Here is a 17,554-nt window from a genome sequence, read left to right as displayed (position 1 = left end):
TCGTGCTTTTTAATGAAAGCGCTCATAAATTCATTAGCTGAATTTAAAACAGAAATTATATTATGGAACAATTAATTGAAAGCAAGCTTATTAAAGCAGATAAAGCGTTTTCAGTGTGGAGAAAGGTGCCGTTTGAGGAACGACAGAAGTTAATAGCAAAAGCGGCAGAAATTATAAAGAATAATTCGGAGAAGTTTGGAAGGATCATTACCACGGAAATGAATAAGCCGATTTCAGAATCGATTGCTGAGGTGGAAAAGTGTGCTTTAATGATGAATTATTATGCCGCTGCAGAAAATATATTAAAACCCGAAAAAGTAGAATCCGAATTTGCGTATTCTGAAGTTCATTATGTTCCGAAAGGGGTTATTTTAGGAGTAATGCCCTGGAACTTTCCCTTCTGGCAGGTGCTGAGATTTGCTATTCCTGCAATGCTGGCCGGAAATACAGTGGTTTTAAAGCATGCTTCAATTTGTTTCGGAAGTGGAAATGCCATTGAAGAAGTTCTTTTGGAAGCAGGCTTTCCCGAAGGCATTTTCCAGAATCTTGAAGTAGGACATAAAGCCGTAAAAGAAATCCTTGAACATGATGTTGTAAAAGGAGTAAGTCTTACGGGTAGCGGAAAAGCAGGAGGAGAAGTCGCTTCAATTGCTGGTTTGAATATTAAAAAATCTTTATTGGAACTAGGCGGAAGTGATGCCTTTATCATTTTTGAAGATGCAGACCTGGAAGAAGCGGCAAGATCCGGAGTGAAATCCAGACTCCAAAACTGCGGGCAAACCTGTACTGCAGCTAAAAGGTTTATCATTGATGAAAAAGTGGAAGATCAGTTTTTACCGATTTTTATTGAAGAATATAAAAAATATGAAATTGGAGACCCTTTAAATAAAGAAACTAAACTGGCAGGGATGGCAAGGCCGGATCTGGCGGATGAACTCGAAGCTCAGTTTAACAGAGCATTGGAAAACGGGGCGGAAATCATTATTCCTCTGGAAAGAGTATCAGAAAATGAATTTAAACCTGGTTTAATCAGGGTTCAGGAAGGAAACCCAATTTTAAAAGAAGAACTTTTCGGCCCTCTTGGGATGGTGATGATTGCCAGAAATGATGAAGAAGCATTGCAGATTGCCAATGATATTCCTTTCGGTCTTTCAAATTCTGTATGGACTCACGATAAAGCCCGGCAGTTATTTTTTATTGAAAACCTTGAATCAGGAACGGTTAACATCAACAGAATGACAAGTTCTGATCCGCGTTTTCCCTTCGGAGGTTCCAAGGCTTCGGGATATGGTACGGAGCTTTCTTTACTGGCCTTAAAAGAGTTTGTAACAGCAAAGACGATTGTAGGTAATTAAAAGCTGCAATTATAGTATAAATAAAAACTCCCGAAAATCAATTTCGGGAGTTTTTTTATACTTTGACAAAAAGTAGCTTTGCTTATTGCTTATTGCTTATTGCTTATTGCTTATTGCTTATACTGTCGTCAATCTCAAGGTATTCGTTTTACCGCCTTCATACGAAGGTGTCGCATTGATATTGATGACGAAGTCTCCGGTTTCAATATAACCATAATTGTGTGTTAGCATATTTACCTGGATGATCGTTTCATCAGTAGACTTTTTCATGTCATAATAGTAGGCATGCACTCCCCAAAGCAGGTTCAGCATAGTGATTACTCTCCTGTTACCGCTATAAACGATGATGTGAGAGTTTGGTCTGTGAGCAGCAAGCTGGAAGGCCGTATATCCGGAATGGGTAAGAGTTACAATAGCAGAAACATTGGTAGTTTTTGCTATTCTTACCGCAGCAAGACATACCCGGTTGGTGATGAATCGCTCATCAATACAGTTGTAGTCTTTTTCAATCGGTTCGTTCTTGTGTTGGTAGAAATGTGTGGTTTCAATATTTTTCACAATTTTAGCCATGTTTTCCACTACCTGTACAGGATATCTTCCTACGGATGTTTCACCGGAAAGCATTACGGCATCTGCACCGTCCAATACAGAGTTGGCAACGTCATTTACTTCCGCTCTTGTAGGAGTAAGGCTATTGATCATCGTTTCCATCATCTGGGTAGCAATAATTACCGGTTTGGAATAAAACCTTGCTTTTTCTACCAGGTTTTTCTGGATCGCGGGAACTTCTTCCATCGGAACTTCTACACCCAGATCACCACGGGCAACCATAAGGCCGTCACATTCCAATAAAATTTCATCAATATTTTTAACCCCTTCAGGCTTTTCAATTTTCGCAATAATCGGGGTTTTGAATTTACCGTTCGGATGAGATGCAATCAATTCCTTTAAATCGATAATATCCTGAGCATGACGTACAAAAGAAAGCGCAATCCAGTCTACTTCCATATCAAGCATGAAATTAGCATCCTGAATATCTTTTTCTGTTAAAGCAGGAAGAGAAACGTTGGTGTTAGGTAGGTTAACTCCTTTTTTAGAGCTTAGTGGTCCCCCTTGAATTGTTTTAGCCCTTACGGTATCTTTTTCATTTGTCTCAATAACTTCCAATACCAGTTTACCATCGTCAATAAGGATTCTTTCCCCTACTTTTACATCTTGTGGAAACTGCTGATACGTCATGTATACCTTAGTGGAATCTCCTTCTATTTTTTCATTGGTAAAAGTAAGCACATCACCAGGATTTAAGTAAGAGCCTTCCTTTACAACACCCACTCTCAGCTTAGGTCCCTGAAGATCTCCCAGGATTCCCACAGAATACCCGTACTCGCTATTGAGCTCTCTGATGATTTCAATATTTTTTCGAACCAAGTCGTAATCTGCATGTGAGAAATTTATTCTAAAAATATCAACACCCGCTTTCATTAAATCTAACATAACCTCCTTCGATGATGAAGCTGGTCCTAGTGTTGCGATAATTTTTGTCTTCTTTAAATACTTATTCATAATACTGGATAATTTGATAAAGTTCCTCGTCAGAACTTAATGTATAATCTTGAATTGGAAAAACAAGATTTTCAGGGAGCAAAATTACGGAAAAATCAGGAAATTGTTCCGAAGTATGCAGAATATATTCTACATCTACCTGATTATTTAATAAAAATTTAATGTTTTCTTCTTCTGTAAAAAGCTCAGTCTGAATTTTTTTTTGTTTACTTTCCGAAGATTTATTTGAAATGAAGGTAAAACAGGTCTTGGTGAACTTATGGTAAGCTTCGAACCTGGGAAAAAAATAATCATAATAATCCCCATGAAAGATCAGGTCTTTCTTTCTTGAAAAATTGAGGTCATTACTTTGATTGATCTTATAGAAAAACTCATGAGCGGGTATATTTTTTGCTAATCTTACCAAACCTATGGTAATATCTTCAAATTCTATATCATCCAGATCATAAAGTTTTTGAATTTCCAAGTATATTTTCTTTTTTATTTAAAATATAAAATGCCCTTTGTGCTGCCTTTTCTTCTGCTTTTTTCTTGGAAGTCTCCGTTGCGTTCGCAATTTTTTCATCTCCCAGCCATACATGGCACCTGAATACAATGGCTTTATTAGCTTGTAGCTCCTCGCAGGTTTCGTACTTTATATTCACCTTCTTCTTTTGACTCCATTCAAGCAGGAGGCCTTTGTAGCTTACAATTTTATTTTCAAGCTTGTTAATCTCGGAAGGGGTCAAAAGTTTTTCCAAAATGATCTTTTTGCAAGCATCATAATGGAAGTCTAAATAAACGGCGCCAATCAGGGCCTCAAATAAGTTTCCGGAAATGTTTTCACCTAAGGCTGCCGAACTACTCTGCTTCTGCAAAAGATTGGTGAGCTTCAGGTCTTCTCCTAATTTATTAAGGTTTTTCCTATTAACAATCTTAGACTTCATTTGTGTCAGGTATCCCTCATTAGCCTGGGGATAAGTCTGGAACAAATGACAGGATATGATTGTACCCAAAACAGAATCTCCCAAAAATTCAAGCCTTTCGTAATTGCTGTCTTGATTTTTAGAAGAATTTTTTAAAGAGAAAGCCTCACGGTAAAGAGCAATATTCTGAACCTCCGTACCTAACACTTTTGAAAGTTCGGTACTGAGAAAATAATCTCTCTCCGTTAATTGTCTTTTTCTTTTTTTGAGAAGGAATTTAGAAAAGTATTTCTGTAACTCCATTCATTGAATTTAGATTTTCTTAAATAGAACGCAAGCATTATGCCCGCCAAATCCAAAAGTATTGCTCATGGCTACTTTTACATCTTTCTTTACAGCCTCATTAAACGTAAAGTTAAGTCTGCTGTCAATATTTTCATCATCAGTAAAATGGTTGATGGTAGGAGGAACAATACCATGAATAATAGTTCCCAATGCAGCGATAGCTTCAATAACACCTGCCGCCCCTAAAAGGTGACCTGTCATAGATTTGGTAGAATTAATCTGAATGTCGAAAGCGTGTTCTCCCAATAATTTTGAAATTGCATTGGATTCTGCGATGTCTCCTAATGGAGTAGAGGTACCGTGCATATTGATATGATCTACTTCATCAGCAGTTAAGCCTGCATCTTCCAGACAGTTTTTCATTACCAGATAAGCGCCAAGGCCTTCAGGATGTGGAGCAGTCATGTGATGTGCATCAGCACTTAAGCCTCCACCTAATAATTCTGCATAAATTGTAGCCCCACGTTTTACCGCGTGCTCATATTCTTCAAGAATAATACATCCCGCACCTTCACCCAGTACAAATCCGTCTCTGTCTTTGTCAAAAGGTCTTGAAGCTGTTTTGGGATCATCATTTCTTGTAGAAAGTGCCATCATTGCATTGAATCCACCGACACCACTTGCTGTAACGGCTGCTTCAGAGCCTCCACACACAATCACATCTGCTTTTCCCAGCTGGATCAGCATCTTGGAATCAATTATTGCATTTGCTGAAGAAGCACATGCAGATACAGTTGTATAATTAGGACCATGGAATCCATACTCAATAGAGATATGCCCCGGAGTAATATCCGCAATCATTTTGGGGATAAAGAACGGGTTAAATCTAGGGATTTCTGTATTGGCCCATCCTAATACTTCTGTTTCAAAAGTTTCTAAACCTCCGATTCCGGAACCCCAGACTACACCAACTCTGTTTTTATCAACATTGTCTTCTATAATTCTGGAATGTGCCACAGCTTCTTTAGCTGCAACAAGTCCCAATTGGGTATTTCGGTCCATTTTTTTAGCTTCTTTCTTATCAAAATGCTGTAACGGATCGAAATTTTTCACCTCGCAGGCAAACTTCGTTTTAAAGTTTGTGGCATCAAAAAGAGTAATCGGAGCGGCACCGCTCTCACCTTTCACAAGATTTTCCCAGTATTCTTTTGCATTATTTCCAATCGGTGTTATTGCTCCAAAACCGGTTACAACTACTCTTTTTAATTCCATAAACTTTTAAAATTTTCTTTTTTGTTGAAGAATATTATTTATTTACTACTTCTTCGATGTAAGCGATAGCGTGTCCTACAGTAGTAATTTTTTCAGCCTGATCATCAGGGATTTGAATATTAAATTCTTTTTCAAATTCCATGATTAACTCAACTGTATCTAGTGAATCAGCTCCTAAATCGTTAGTGAAGCTAGCTTCAGGAGTTACTTCTGTTTCTTCAACGTCAAGCTTATCAGCGATGATAGCTTTTACTCTTGATGCAATGTCTGACATAGTAAATTATTTTTTTAATTGTTAGATGGTGCAAATATATAAAATTCTTTACGATAAAACATTTTTTTAGTCTTTTTTGTGGAATGACCGCTCTCATTTTGGATGGTAAGAGTTTAGTGTTTTAGTTTTCAACGGTTTATAATTGTATTCATGATGAGGTGCTGATTTTGTTTTTTTTAATGATCAAGTCTGTTTTGTACATAACGGAGTTTTCTGAAGATGTATTTTTCGTTTGTTTGGATAGTGTGCGAGTGAGAAAACGAGTTTTTTCTATACTTGTGACATGAAAGAACATTAGCATAACCAAGAAAGAAGAAATTCAGTGAGATACATATAGAATTACGTCGTGAAATGACAGGAGAGGGACGAAACACTTACAGAAAGCTGTGTCAATCCTTTGGCCGGTGGGCATTATTTAATTTCCATTAAACATTTGCTCCGTTTGTTATTTCGCATTGTTTTTGCTGTTGATAAAATGTAACCATTTAAATAGTAATAGTATGAGCAAGATAATTGGAATTATAGCCGGAAGTTTGCGTAAGGAATCCTTCTCTAAGAAAATAGCAAATGCATTGCTTCCCATGGTGCCTGAGGATTTTGCGTTCAGGATCATTTCAATTGATGATCTGCCGGTATATAATCAGGACTTTGATGATAAAGACAATGTTCCTGAATCTTATATAAAGTTCAGGAATGAAATAGAGAACATCGATGGGATTATTTTTATAACTCCTGAACACAATCGCTCTATACCCGCAGCATTAAAAAATGCGCTGGATGTCGCTTCAAGACCTGCAGGGAAAAACAAATGGGATGGAAAACCCGGAGCAGTATTCAGTAATTCCCCGGGAAATATGGCTGCCTTTGGTGCAAACCATCATGTAAGGCAATGTCTTGTTTTCCTTAATATTCCTGTCATGCAACAGCCGGAAGTTTATTTATCTCATATTGATAAAGTATGGGATGAAAATGGAAATTTAAAAGATCAGGATACTAAAGAATTTCTCCAAAAAGCAGTAGGTGCTTATATTGAATGGTTTAAAAAGATAAAAGGTTAATGAATGATAATTAAAAAACCACTGGTAATCAGTGGTTTAGTGGAGTTGGAGGGACTAAGTTTTTAAATCTGTTAAAATCTTGATTAATTTATAAGTGCTTTGTACAAAGGCTTTGTAAGGTTGTTTAATTAATTTGAATTTATTGAAATTAAACTATATTTGAATTTTTTGGGTACAACTTTGGGTACAACTTTAAATTTTAATCATTTCAATTATGGCATCAGTAAGTTTTTTTATTAGGGGAAAAGTAGCAGATAAGGAAAGCACAATTTGGGCGAAGTTTAGAGATAGAGATATTGATATCCGTGTTCCTATTCCGTATTTGAGTTGTAAGCCTAAGGAATGGAAAGATGGGAAATGCAAAATGCCGTCTAAAAAAATGCATAAAGATGATACTGAAACTATAAACACTCGTCTTTCACAATTAGAAGCTAACATTATTTCAAGTTATATAAACGATATTCCTGAAGTGGATATAAAAGAATGGCTGAAATCCATTATAGAACCTACAACTTTAAAACCTGAAGATAATAACTATTCGGATGATGTGATTGCTTTTATTGATACTTATATTTCTTTAAAGAAAGATAGTGTTACGGAATCGACTATTAAGAAAGCTAATGTTGTTAAGCAGTTAATGATAAGATATGTTGCAGATAGAAAAACCAGAAAGAAAACATTTAGAGGATTAAAATTCAAAGATTTAGATAATTCTTTTAGAATTGATTTTGAAGATTATTGTAATAAGGAGAATTATAAGATTTCAACAACTTATCGCAATCTTAAATTTTTAAAAATGATTTGTAAAGTTGCAGGTTCTTTTGATATTGAAGTTCACAAGCATGCGGAATTGTGGAAATTTGAAGTTGAGAAGGCAACAAAGCATATCCCAAAATCAATTTATTTAACGTTTGATGAACTGGATAGAATAGAGCAGAAAGAAATGCCACATGATTATTTAGATAATGCAAGAGATTGGTTACTTATCTCTTGTTATACAGGACAACGTGTGAGTGATTATATGAGGTTTAATTCTTCAATGATTGTGGAAGATAGTGAGGGACAGAAATACATTGAATTTACACAACAAAAGACTAATGCTAAAATGCAAATTCCTTTATTAAAAAAGGTTCAGGATATTTTAGCAAAACGAAATGGAGAGTTTCCAAGAAAAATATCAGATGTAAAACTAAATCTTTATATCAAAGATGTATGCAAGATTGCTGAAATCGATGAAATTGTATATAATGGTAGAACAGAGACAATAAAAAAAGATGGGAAGAATATTACTCGCAAAGTTTTTGGCAATTTTCCTAAACATAAACTTGTTACATCCCATATAGGAAGGAAAAGTTTTGCTTCTAATTTTTATGAGAAAATTCCTACAACTTATTTACTTAATTTTACAGGTCATACAACAGAAAAGCAACTTTTAGCATATATCAACAAGACGGAAGTGGAAAAAGCTAAATCTACTGCAAAGATTTTTAATAGTTTAGGATATTAATATTATAGATGATTCAAGTAGATACTAAAAGAGGAACTGCATTAGACTTTATTGTTTATGTAATAGCTATGGAAGACCCTGTGTCATATCATGGCATACATGAGTTCTTTTTACAAAATTTTAAAATAGATAAACCTACGTATATACCTGATATAGGAGATATAAAGGTCAGGTTGGACAATATAGAAGGAGATTTAATCATTGAGGTTAAAAATATAATTATTGCGGAAATCATACAAGATTTAGTATCCTATTATCCGAAGGAACTATCACCTCAAAAAATAGAAAGCTCAGATGAATTAATAACGGATTATTTTGAGTATATAAACCGTTATTTAAATATAAATGCAGTAATTGTTAATGATGGAACAGTAGATTTTTCTAATATTGGGTCTATTGATGAAATTTATAATGATGAAGAGATTAATAAAATAGTAAGTACAATTAAAACTATAATTATTATTACAGCTAATATAGTACAGCAACTTCAAAAACATAAATCTGAAAATTTGCCAATTAATGACAACGAAATTAATTCCGCTGTCATATCAGAACACTTTCAAAACTATTTACTTCTTAAAATTATATCTCCAAATATTTATATAAGTTATTATGCTTCACTTATATTTTCCTTACAAAAAAGAGCATCAAACTTTTTAAGTCGTTTTATAAGGGAAGTTAATGGGGTATCAGAATCGATACTTATCAATAAATATTCTAGCCGTGAAAAATATCTGGATTATCAAATAAATGAAAATGAAAAATTACTTTTTGAGCATTCATTTCAAACTCCGCAACTAGATGGTTCTTTTTTTACTTATACAGAATCTTCTATAATACTTTTACAATCAACTTTAATCTCTTTAGAAGAATCTCTTAGAAACTACCTAAGCATATTAAACGCATCAGAATTATTACGATTCACAACCATTACAGGAATCAATTTGTATCAATATATCGAATTAAATGCAGAGCATTCTCTTTACGGAATGAAGCTAAAATATCTAAATTTACTGCGATATGGAGATAAAGTGTATTCACAGGAAAACAAGTTTCTTGATAATGAATTAGATATTTTTATGAAAGAAAAATCGGCTTTTGTTGATTATTTACAATCAAAATCCTTTGATAACGGTACTATAAAAATTATTTTAAATGCACTTTCAGAAAATAAATATAGTAGTAAAGGTGTTAAAGGAATAGAATTTAAAAATGATATTTATTTCTTTAGGTTTTGTTATTTCTTTTACATTTTCGATTACTTCTATGATGTTGAAGGAAAGAGATTTGATACCATTGCTTCCTTTGAAAGAATTACTAAATTCAATACAGATAATAAAAGAGAGGTAAAACAACAATATCTTAAAAATTTTATTGATATTGACAATCCAGAAGGTAAACACTATCCTTTCACTTTTAAAACTACTGATGCTTTTCTTACAGAAATTGAATATTCATTAGGAATTAACAGGGAAAAATTAAAATCGATTCCAGGATGAAAAATAATTAAAATTTTTATAACTGATAATCATTTAGTTATATTAAATTATATGAAAAATATTTTCCCTGTTTTTTCCCTGTTTTCCCTATCTGAACCTTTGCATCATAATCTTAAACAAATAAAAAATTATGACAAATTCAGCCATTCAATTGATGCAAATAGATATAGAATCTTTTGGTCAGTTTATTCAAAAGTTAGTAAGGGAAGAATTAGAAAAAATTATTCCTGTACAATCAGAAGAAAAAGAGTTTTATACTCGTGAAGAAACGGCAAAACTTTTAAATGTAAGTTTGACAACGTTATTTCATTGGAATAATGACGGTACACTGAAAAATACCAAAATAGGCAACAGAGTGTATTACTCAAAAGAAGAAGTGTTTTCAAAATTAAAACAAGTTTCTTAAAACTACGGGAAATTCTTAACATCCCAATTATTTCTTAATCATTTACCACACTTTTTAATGTTCAATCACAGCACAGCGAGTATTGTGTGGGTATCTCTTGTGCCAAATTTAAAGTAACAATAATTATCATGTCAAATACAATCCAATTATTTAATAAAAACTACAATGTTTATTATCATTATCAAGATTTAGCAACTATTTGGGAGCTGCAATCTTACCTATCAATAACAGATTTAAATCGATACAATCAATTAAAAGCAGATATTACCAAAAATGGTGTTCATGACCCTATTTTGTATTACGCCATGCCAAACGGAATTAACCTGGTTATTGATGGTCATATGCGGTTAAAAGCGTGTATAGAGTTGGAAATTTCAGATATCCCAACAAAAGAAATCAAAGAAGACTTTGAATCTCTTTCAGATATACAGTTCTGGATGGTTAAAAACCAATGCCAGAGAAGAAATCTTACTCCTGTGGAAAAGCTAAAATTTGCCTGTTTGCACGAAGAAGCTATTGTAAAAAGAGCAAAAGAAAATCTTGCCAAGGCAGGCAGGGGCGAATACATAGATGATAAAGTTGATACTATTTTAGAAATAGCCAAGCTAGCGGGTGTTGGTAGAACTACCACAGCTAGATATAGAAGTGTAATAAATAGTGGCTTTTATGGCATTATCAGTCAAATGCTGAACGAAAAACTAAGTATTAGTGCGGCATATAATCAAGTCCAAGACAGGTTGAAGATAAAAGAGATAAATATTGCCTCTGCAATTGAAAACAAGTTAGCATTACAGGGAAAACAACAATCAAATATTCAGCCTGAAATGCATGAACCACAATATGTATTGGATTATCATGCAGGTAGGCATCTTTTAACCACTAATGAAGTTGAGTGTTTTATTATGGCTAAAGATGAAACTAAAGCAAAAGATATAATGTCTCAAAGCCCTAGTTTGAAATATGCCGTATTTATAATTGAGGACTGACCTTATACACAAGGGTACAAGGCTTGGAAAGCAGCATCTTTTTACTACTACACCGCATAATATTGTGTGCATAAACGTAAAGTCTTATCAACGTCCGAAAAATTAACTAAAACAATTCGTATAACAACATCCTAAATGCATTGCAAAAAGTCATGTACAGCCCTTGCTATGCCTTTTTTTAAACAACATTATTTATTATGATTAACAAAATAGATTATTGCACTAAACGTGCTATTACTGGCTCATTCCAAAATATCGGAGAAGTCGTTGAATTTATCAAATCCCCTCCAACTGAACATCAGGAACTAGTACAGTATGCCCGAACTTTAGAACGAGGTTCTGGGGAGTACAAAACAATCAAGATAAGCAAACTCCCTTCAATATCCATTAACTTTAGTTTTTCTGACGGATATCTCAAGGGAGATAATGTATCTACACCTACAGGATACCTTTATATTGATGTAGATGGCATGACCGAGCAGGATTTAGAAATCAATACAGCTTATGTATGTGCCTATTGGCGAAGTTTATCCAATACTGGACTGACTTTAGTCGTAAAAGTTGACGGACTGACACCTGATAACTTTAAGATTGCCACTCAGGAGATAGCAAGAGTGTTGGATATACCTTTTGATAAACGAGCAGTATCAATTGACAGATTGACAGTATTGTCATACGACCCGAATGCTTACTATAATGATAATGTAGAGGTTTTTCCTGTTGCGGAAATGATACTTACGCAGTCTGTGGAACTTGTGCAGGATAGTTCGGCAGAAAAAAGTACCCAATATAATACTATTATAAAAAGTAATTCAATAGGGTATGATTATATTGGGTATAAATTAAGATTTAACAATTTAGATGAGTTACTGCAACACTATGATATTGTTTTTGATGAAAGTGGTTTGTATGATTTTGGTAAAGAGAATAAACTTAGATATTCTCTGATATATGTACCATTCAGAAAAATTATTGAAGGAGAAAGAGAGAATATCCTAAAAAGCATTGCTTATCAATTAATTGCTTTGAATAAAACAGCAGATAAAGATTTAATACTAAAATATCTGTACGCAATTAATTACGGCAAAATGAGTCCGCCCCTTGAAAACAGTGAAATTGAAACAACAGTAGCAAAAATTTACCAAAACTTAAATGATGTTGAACCTATACCAAATGCAGAAAGAAGATTTATTTATGATAAGTTTAAAAACTTTACACCTACTGAAAAAAGAAGACTAAACATTAAAAAAGTTCATCAGGACAGGAGAACCAAAACTAAATCAGAGCTTTTGGAAATAATGAAAAACTGGGATTATGATTTACATGGAAAAATGACGATAAAGAAATTGGCTGAAGTAGCTATCAAAAACCCAAAGACGGTTCAGACTTATTATGCCAAATTGAAGGCTGAGATTTTACAAGACATTGATGAGGAAAAAGTTCAAGTAGCAGTAACTAAAAAAAGTTTATTTAAAAAGTTTGTTGAAATGAATCCTTTATTAAAAGACTTGGATATGCTAATGAAATATGATTAAACTAGATACGTTGCATTTTGGCTATGCTTCAAATATGGCTAAGAGTTAGAAATTGTGTGTAACGTGAGTTTGGAAAAATAGTAGAAAAAAATTAACTTTGAAGAATAAGCATGAATGAATGGATAGTAACGAAAAAAAAGAGATTAATACTCTCGATTTTTACAAAGAGTTATATTTTAAAGAAAACGAAAGGAAAAAAGAATTTGATAATCTAGTAAATCTACCAATATTAATATATACGACTATCGTTGCAGTAAATCTTTTTGTTCTGGAAAAGTTTATAAAAGAGCCATCAACAATAGACTGTGCAAATTGCTTTTTAAAAATTTTAGTTTCAATTACACTAGGGAGTATAGCTTATTCAATTTATTATTTATTGAAATCCTTTGTCAATTTCCCTAAATCTTACATATATAAAGAAATTGGTAATCCAAAAGAGATTTTTGATTATGAACTAAATTTACGGGAAGAACAAGAAACTTTGGAAGATGCAGAATTATTGATGAACAATTATTTGAAAGATAGTTTTATGGATTGTGCAAATACTAATTTCTTAATTAATCAAAAACGTTCAGATTACTATGCTCAATCAAAAAATGGTATTTTTCTAGGAGTTGTATCAACAATAATTATCATATTAATATATTTTATTAAACTTATAAATTTTTAAAATCATGGCTGAAGAAGAAAAAAAAGCAAAACCACAGTTACCTAAAAGTGAAGTTAGTACACCTGTTAAAGTCTATGTGAAGAATGGAGCTGAGACTAAAGGAGAAACTAATATTAATATTGGTGGAATTAAAAAAAACTAATATATAGTTTAAGTAATATATCTATAGCCTCATACATGAATGTGAGGCTGTTTTATAACCCTATATTGAAGACAAAATTTATTTGACAATAGTAAAAATTAATTTCTAAATGATTATTGAAGAACTTTTTACAAAAACAACAACAGTTAATATAAGCGTTGTTAAAATTAATAATAAAAACTTAACAAAATCTATATTTAATCAATTGAATATTTCAAGTCCATTTGATAGGTTATATAATCTCAAAGACAATGTTAAGTTTTTTAGGTTATGTTAACGATAAAGCTAAATGGATAATATGGTGTGATGAAAATAATCTTTTCAGATATGAATTAAAAGAGCTTTCCCCTATAGTTTATCTTAATTTAGACCGAGATACAATTGATACGCTTGCAAAAATTTATCCGTCAGAATTAGTTAAAGAACTTTACAATTACACTGATGCTGAATATGAAAAGATATATCAAGATAATCAAATATCAACTGTTCTGGACGTAAAAGAACAGTATATAATTCTCGAAAAACAAAAATTGGTTAGAGATATTTTTGAAAATATTCTTGAACGTCAGATATTATTGTAAATAATAGGTTTTGTATTGCAATTATTAGTAATCATAATGTAATAGCTATTGGCATAAAATACTTTAAAAGAAAATGATTGGTTTTACTAACTGAATTAGTTTTGAAACCAATTGCTCCAACTATTTTATACTTCTCTAAAACGTATATTTAAATGAGAGATTTTTACTTTTTTAACTGAAATACATTCCATTAATTCTTGATTGAAAATTACCAAATTATTTCCTGTGATATGAACTGAACTTCTAAATTTAATTCCTTGAACTCCAGTAAAAACTTTTATAAACTCACAAATAAATTGAGTGGGAATATAGTCTAGCTCAGAATCATATCTTCTCATTGGTTTTGATAGGTCATTGCTAATTAGCTGTTTTAATAGTGTTGATTTAATTTTTTTTGAAACTTCATTAGGATGAAATATAGTAGGAGCTTCTGTAAAATCAGAAATATAAATATCTTCAGCAATTGATGGTTTTAGAGTAAAAGTGGCTGTAGACACTTCGTCTAAATATGAAGCTCTTGTTTCATATAAAACAGTATCTTCACTTTCACTTAGATAAAGATATGGGATACCTCTGGGATTTGCTCGTCCTGCTGTTGAAACTTCTTTAGGAGGGCAATACATTTTATCATTAGTATAAGCATCTTCGTCAGAAACATGATGAATCCTTGCCCTGTAAAAAAAATCATCTTTATTAATTATTATTTTACTTTCAAAAAAACTATCCCAACCCAGTTCTTCGGTTAGATAATCAATATCGGTTAAATATCTTCTTTCCCATTTTAGTTGCTCTTTTAGGGTATGCCAATAATTAACATTGTCAAGAATATCTACATTAAAATCGACTAATTCTTCTGAATTTTGTATATGAGTATCAATATTCCCAATGATATAATTCATTACTCTATTTCCAATGGCAATATCACTAAACAGATTCCAATTTCCTTGTATTTTTGAAATTAATCGCTCTCCATCAGCTTTTATTTGGAAGTTATCGAACAATTCCTTGAAAAAATCAAATAATTCTTCCAGATGAATGGTTTCAATATCTTTTTTCTTACAATACCCACATTCATTATTATGTCCAGATGAAATTATAAATCCCTTTAATTCTTTATCTGAAAAACAATCTTTACAAACTAACATTACAATGAATTTAGAAAGTTGCTAATAACAATTAAATGATTTTTTATAGATATTTTTTTTACTGTTCCGAGCCCTGGGTATCTACCAATACTCCCATTTTCATTTTCAAAAGTTAAATATCCTCTTAATTCTTCAATTGCAGAATTGGTTATCTGATTATCATCACAATAAATAATCATTTTATTAGCAGCTTCGTAAAACTTACCCTGTACATTTGCTATGCTATCATTTGTTTCTGAGGTAAAATGTCTAATCCAAATTTGGTTTCCTTCAGCTTGATTTAGATATGTAAAATGTATAACCACGGCTCTCGGAGTACTTCCTCCATCAATATATTCACTAGGTAATACCGTGAAATCAGAAAAACCTTGGTAATTTTCCTCGCTGTAATATAAATGTTCTTCAGTAAATTTATGCGCAGGTATATTTAAAAATTCAGAATTTCTAGGTTGTTTTTCAAAAACATCATCTAACCTAATATAAAATTTTTGTAGTTTTTTTATATGTCTATCAATTGCTCGATATTTATTAGGGTCTTGTAAGGTTATATGTGTGACTGAAGGATGCTCACATATAGTTTTAAATGATTCCTCGTCAGAAAAATTATCTAAGCAAATTATCATACATTCTTTAATACTATATTCTTCGACCTTTTCTAATATATAATTCCCATTATCAGAGTAATGGAAAGCAGGGATAAAGTGAGAATTATGTAATTCTGATAAATAACTTAGAAAAATATCTGTATCTCCAGATGCTTCTCCCTGAAATGGGTTAACTATAAGGTATGCTTTAAATTGTTTTTCTTGGAAGACTTTATGTGCCAAATTTAAATTATTAAAACTTTTTTCTTTAACAGGTTCTAAAATAGGAGTTACTTTATTATGAAGTAAATCTTCATTTACTAATTCTCTAAGTGAGATTAGTTCAAATTGGCGAGCTCTTAAATACGGGAAATACATGGTTAATTAATATTTGTTTTTAGTTTTTTTATCAATTCATTCCTTTCAGAATCTTTTAAATTTAAAGATAGGCAAATTTGATTAAATTCATTATTTATCTTGTTAAAAAACAGGTTGTTAACTTTTCTTTTTTTGATAACTTTTAAGAATAAAGTATTTAAATCAGAATTAGGTATTTTTGATAATAAGTTTTTACATTTATCATATTGGGTAAAAACAGTCATTTCAGGTAGAAAACCATAGTAATTATATACAATTTCTAAATATTCTTTTGTATGTAAAATTTCAATCAAAGTATTTGAATTTATTTCATCATTTTTAACAGCCTTTCTTATTAATTCAAATTCTTTAACTTCTGAATCGTAAGAAATTATTCCAATAGAATCATCATAATTAACATATTTAGTAATTTGAATTTTTGGTATTATAATATACAATTCATTAAAAATTTTCTTATACTCTGAAAGTTGATTTGATAATCTATATTCTTTGTCCAATATAGTCTTAATTTCAAAAGCCTTAGATACCCCATTAAACATTGCTAAATCAGCAATGGCTTTGCCAGTCCTAAATTCATTTATAATTAATGAATCTTTATTTCCAAGTTCGCTTCTAAGCCATTTATTCAAAAATTCATTTTTTAAAATATATTCATTGGGATAGTTTTCTTCCAAAATTTTATAAGTTTCTTTAAGAAATTTTAAATAACTATTACCTTTGTTTTTTTCTAATAAATTATATCTTTCTAGCTTTATATCTATTGATTTAAAATCTTCTTTAAGCCATCTTTTAACTTCTTTCCTTGTGAAAAGAGATGAAAAGTCACGTAGTTGATTTATATGATATAACATTTAGATATTTTTGTGTAAAAGTATGAACATTTTTTTAACTGATGATAAAGGTATTTTCATCATTTCTTTTTAAGTAGTATAATTAACCCTTGCTATATAATTCTATTCATTACAAATATCTTTTATCCATTGTGCCGATTTAAAAAACTTTTTGCAGTATCATCACTCCATTGTGCTCCATAATCAAACTCATAAATTTTTGCAATTTCATTTTCTATAACGGCATTTGCAGTTTGTAAAAGTTTGTTGTTACCAATTGTCACAGTACTTCTTGAAATTTCTTTTGCCAACTGGAGGTAGGATTTGCATCTTTAGCAGTATTAAAAAAGTTAATCAAGTGAATTTATTCTGAAAATCATCCCAATTGTCCTCCTATCCTAAATTCAAATATATTATTAATAATTTTATAGCAACCTGTTTATTATCTATTTGAAATTTCTTCAAATATATCTGCGGGCGACAAAACTTGATGCATTTTTTTCTTCAAATTTTCCTGATTAGAGTGTTTGAATAATTTGAGAGGGATTAGAGTATTTACAGAGATAAATAGCCTTGTAT

The 17,554-nt window shown here is 31.7% G+C and carries 19 protein-coding genes; 10 read left to right on the top strand and 9 right to left on the bottom strand.

Features of this window, described 5'->3' with window-relative positions:
• The first annotated feature begins 62 nt into the window (after positions 1 to 62).
• Positions 63 to 1,355 (top strand): aldehyde dehydrogenase family protein, encoded by a 1,293-nt coding sequence (locus OK18_RS05170; RefSeq protein ID WP_053327322.1) that lies wholly within the window; start codon positions 63 to 65, stop codon positions 1,353 to 1,355.
• Positions 1,356 to 1,472: 117 nt separating this feature from the next.
• Here OK18_RS05170 and pyk read toward each other — a convergent pair whose 3' ends face one another.
• From pyk to OK18_RS05145, 5 genes are read right to left on the bottom strand one after another with little or no spacing between them, the layout of a single operon-like run.
• The gene (pyk, locus tag OK18_RS05165; RefSeq protein ID WP_050019718.1) at positions 1,473 to 2,918 is read right to left on the bottom strand and encodes a pyruvate kinase; all 1,446 of its coding nucleotides are present in this window, start codon (positions 2,916 to 2,918) and stop codon (positions 1,473 to 1,475) included.
• Entirely contained in the window at positions 2,911 to 3,384 is a 474-nt protein-coding gene (locus OK18_RS05160) for an IPExxxVDY family protein (protein ID WP_053327321.1), read from the bottom strand. Before OK18_RS05160 ends, pyk begins: the two co-directional genes overlap by 8 nt.
• Positions 3,362 to 4,126, bottom strand: a complete 765-nt coding sequence (rnc, locus tag OK18_RS05155) for a ribonuclease III (RefSeq protein WP_053327320.1) — start codon at positions 4,124 to 4,126, stop codon at positions 3,362 to 3,364. Before rnc ends, OK18_RS05160 begins: the two co-directional genes overlap by 23 nt.
• 9 nt (positions 4,127 to 4,135) lie before the next feature.
• Positions 4,136 to 5,380, bottom strand: a complete 1,245-nt coding sequence (gene fabF / locus OK18_RS05150; protein ID WP_053327319.1) for a beta-ketoacyl-ACP synthase II — start codon at positions 5,378 to 5,380, stop codon at positions 4,136 to 4,138.
• A gap of 34 nt (positions 5,381 to 5,414) precedes the next feature.
• Positions 5,415 to 5,654, bottom strand: a complete 240-nt coding sequence (locus tag OK18_RS05145; RefSeq protein ID WP_002976354.1) for an acyl carrier protein — start codon at positions 5,652 to 5,654, stop codon at positions 5,415 to 5,417.
• Between the two features lie 500 nt (positions 5,655 to 6,154).
• On the opposite strand from OK18_RS05145, the gene OK18_RS05140 reads away from it, so the two are divergent.
• From OK18_RS05140 to OK18_RS05105, 9 genes are all read left to right on the top strand, one after another.
• Positions 6,155 to 6,712 carry an NADPH-dependent FMN reductase gene (locus OK18_RS05140; RefSeq protein ID WP_053327318.1) on the top strand — a complete coding sequence of 186 codons (558 nt, stop codon included), beginning with the start codon at positions 6,155 to 6,157 and terminating at the stop codon, positions 6,710 to 6,712.
• 214 nt (positions 6,713 to 6,926) lie between these two features.
• Positions 6,927 to 8,219: a phage integrase SAM-like domain-containing protein gene (locus OK18_RS05135; RefSeq protein ID WP_053327317.1), complete on the top strand. Its 1,293-nt coding sequence runs from the start codon at positions 6,927 to 6,929 to the stop codon at positions 8,217 to 8,219.
• A gap of 8 nt (positions 8,220 to 8,227) precedes the next feature.
• Positions 8,228 to 9,718 (top strand): hypothetical protein, encoded by a 1,491-nt coding sequence (locus OK18_RS05130; RefSeq protein WP_053327316.1) that lies wholly within the window; start codon positions 8,228 to 8,230, stop codon positions 9,716 to 9,718.
• A gap of 130 nt (positions 9,719 to 9,848) precedes the next feature.
• The gene (locus tag OK18_RS05125; RefSeq protein WP_053327315.1) at positions 9,849 to 10,124 is read left to right on the top strand and encodes a helix-turn-helix domain-containing protein; all 276 of its coding nucleotides are present in this window, start codon (positions 9,849 to 9,851) and stop codon (positions 10,122 to 10,124) included.
• Positions 10,125 to 10,252: 128 nt separating this feature from the next.
• Positions 10,253 to 11,110 carry a ParB/RepB/Spo0J family partition protein gene (locus OK18_RS05120; RefSeq protein WP_053327314.1) on the top strand — a complete coding sequence of 286 codons (858 nt, stop codon included), beginning with the start codon at positions 10,253 to 10,255 and terminating at the stop codon, positions 11,108 to 11,110.
• A gap of 197 nt (positions 11,111 to 11,307) precedes the next feature.
• Complete coding sequence (locus OK18_RS05115; protein ID WP_053327313.1) at positions 11,308 to 12,645, top strand: BT4734/BF3469 family protein; 1,338 nt, start codon at positions 11,308 to 11,310, stop codon at positions 12,643 to 12,645.
• 118 nt (positions 12,646 to 12,763) lie between these two features.
• Positions 12,764 to 13,315: a hypothetical protein gene (locus OK18_RS05110; protein ID WP_053327312.1), complete on the top strand. Its 552-nt coding sequence runs from the start codon at positions 12,764 to 12,766 to the stop codon at positions 13,313 to 13,315.
• Positions 13,316 to 13,319: 4 nt separating this feature from the next.
• Positions 13,320 to 13,457 carry a hypothetical protein gene (locus tag OK18_RS21090; RefSeq protein ID WP_156173227.1) on the top strand — a complete coding sequence of 46 codons (138 nt, stop codon included), beginning with the start codon at positions 13,320 to 13,322 and terminating at the stop codon, positions 13,455 to 13,457.
• 251 nt (positions 13,458 to 13,708) lie between these two features.
• The gene (locus tag OK18_RS05105) at positions 13,709 to 14,038 is read left to right on the top strand and encodes a hypothetical protein (protein WP_053327311.1); all 330 of its coding nucleotides are present in this window, start codon (positions 13,709 to 13,711) and stop codon (positions 14,036 to 14,038) included.
• Positions 14,039 to 14,163: 125 nt separating this feature from the next.
• On the opposite strand, the gene OK18_RS05100 is transcribed toward OK18_RS05105, so the two are convergent.
• From OK18_RS05100 to OK18_RS21085, 4 genes are all read right to left on the bottom strand, one after another.
• On the bottom strand, positions 14,164 to 15,183 hold the full coding sequence (locus OK18_RS05100) for an RES family NAD+ phosphorylase (protein ID WP_053327310.1): 1,020 nt from the start codon (positions 15,181 to 15,183) through the stop codon (positions 14,164 to 14,166).
• Entirely contained in the window at positions 15,183 to 16,145 is a 963-nt protein-coding gene (locus OK18_RS05095) for a sce7725 family protein (RefSeq protein ID WP_053327309.1), read from the bottom strand. The genes OK18_RS05100 and OK18_RS05095 overlap by 1 nt, the downstream gene beginning before the upstream one ends.
• A gap of 2 nt (positions 16,146 to 16,147) precedes the next feature.
• The gene (locus OK18_RS05090; RefSeq protein ID WP_053327308.1) at positions 16,148 to 16,996 is read right to left on the bottom strand and encodes a sce7726 family protein; all 849 of its coding nucleotides are present in this window, start codon (positions 16,994 to 16,996) and stop codon (positions 16,148 to 16,150) included.
• Between the two features lie 122 nt (positions 16,997 to 17,118).
• On the bottom strand, positions 17,119 to 17,286 hold the full coding sequence (locus OK18_RS21085) for a hypothetical protein (RefSeq protein ID WP_156173226.1): 168 nt from the start codon (positions 17,284 to 17,286) through the stop codon (positions 17,119 to 17,121).
• Positions 17,287 to 17,554: the final 268 nt, after the last annotated feature.

Origin of the sequence: Chryseobacterium gallinarum (assembly GCF_001021975.1) — a bacterium.
GTDB classification, from domain to species: domain Bacteria; phylum Bacteroidota; class Bacteroidia; order Flavobacteriales; family Weeksellaceae; genus Chryseobacterium; species Chryseobacterium gallinarum.
This window is presented reverse-complemented; position numbering and strand designations above follow the sequence as displayed.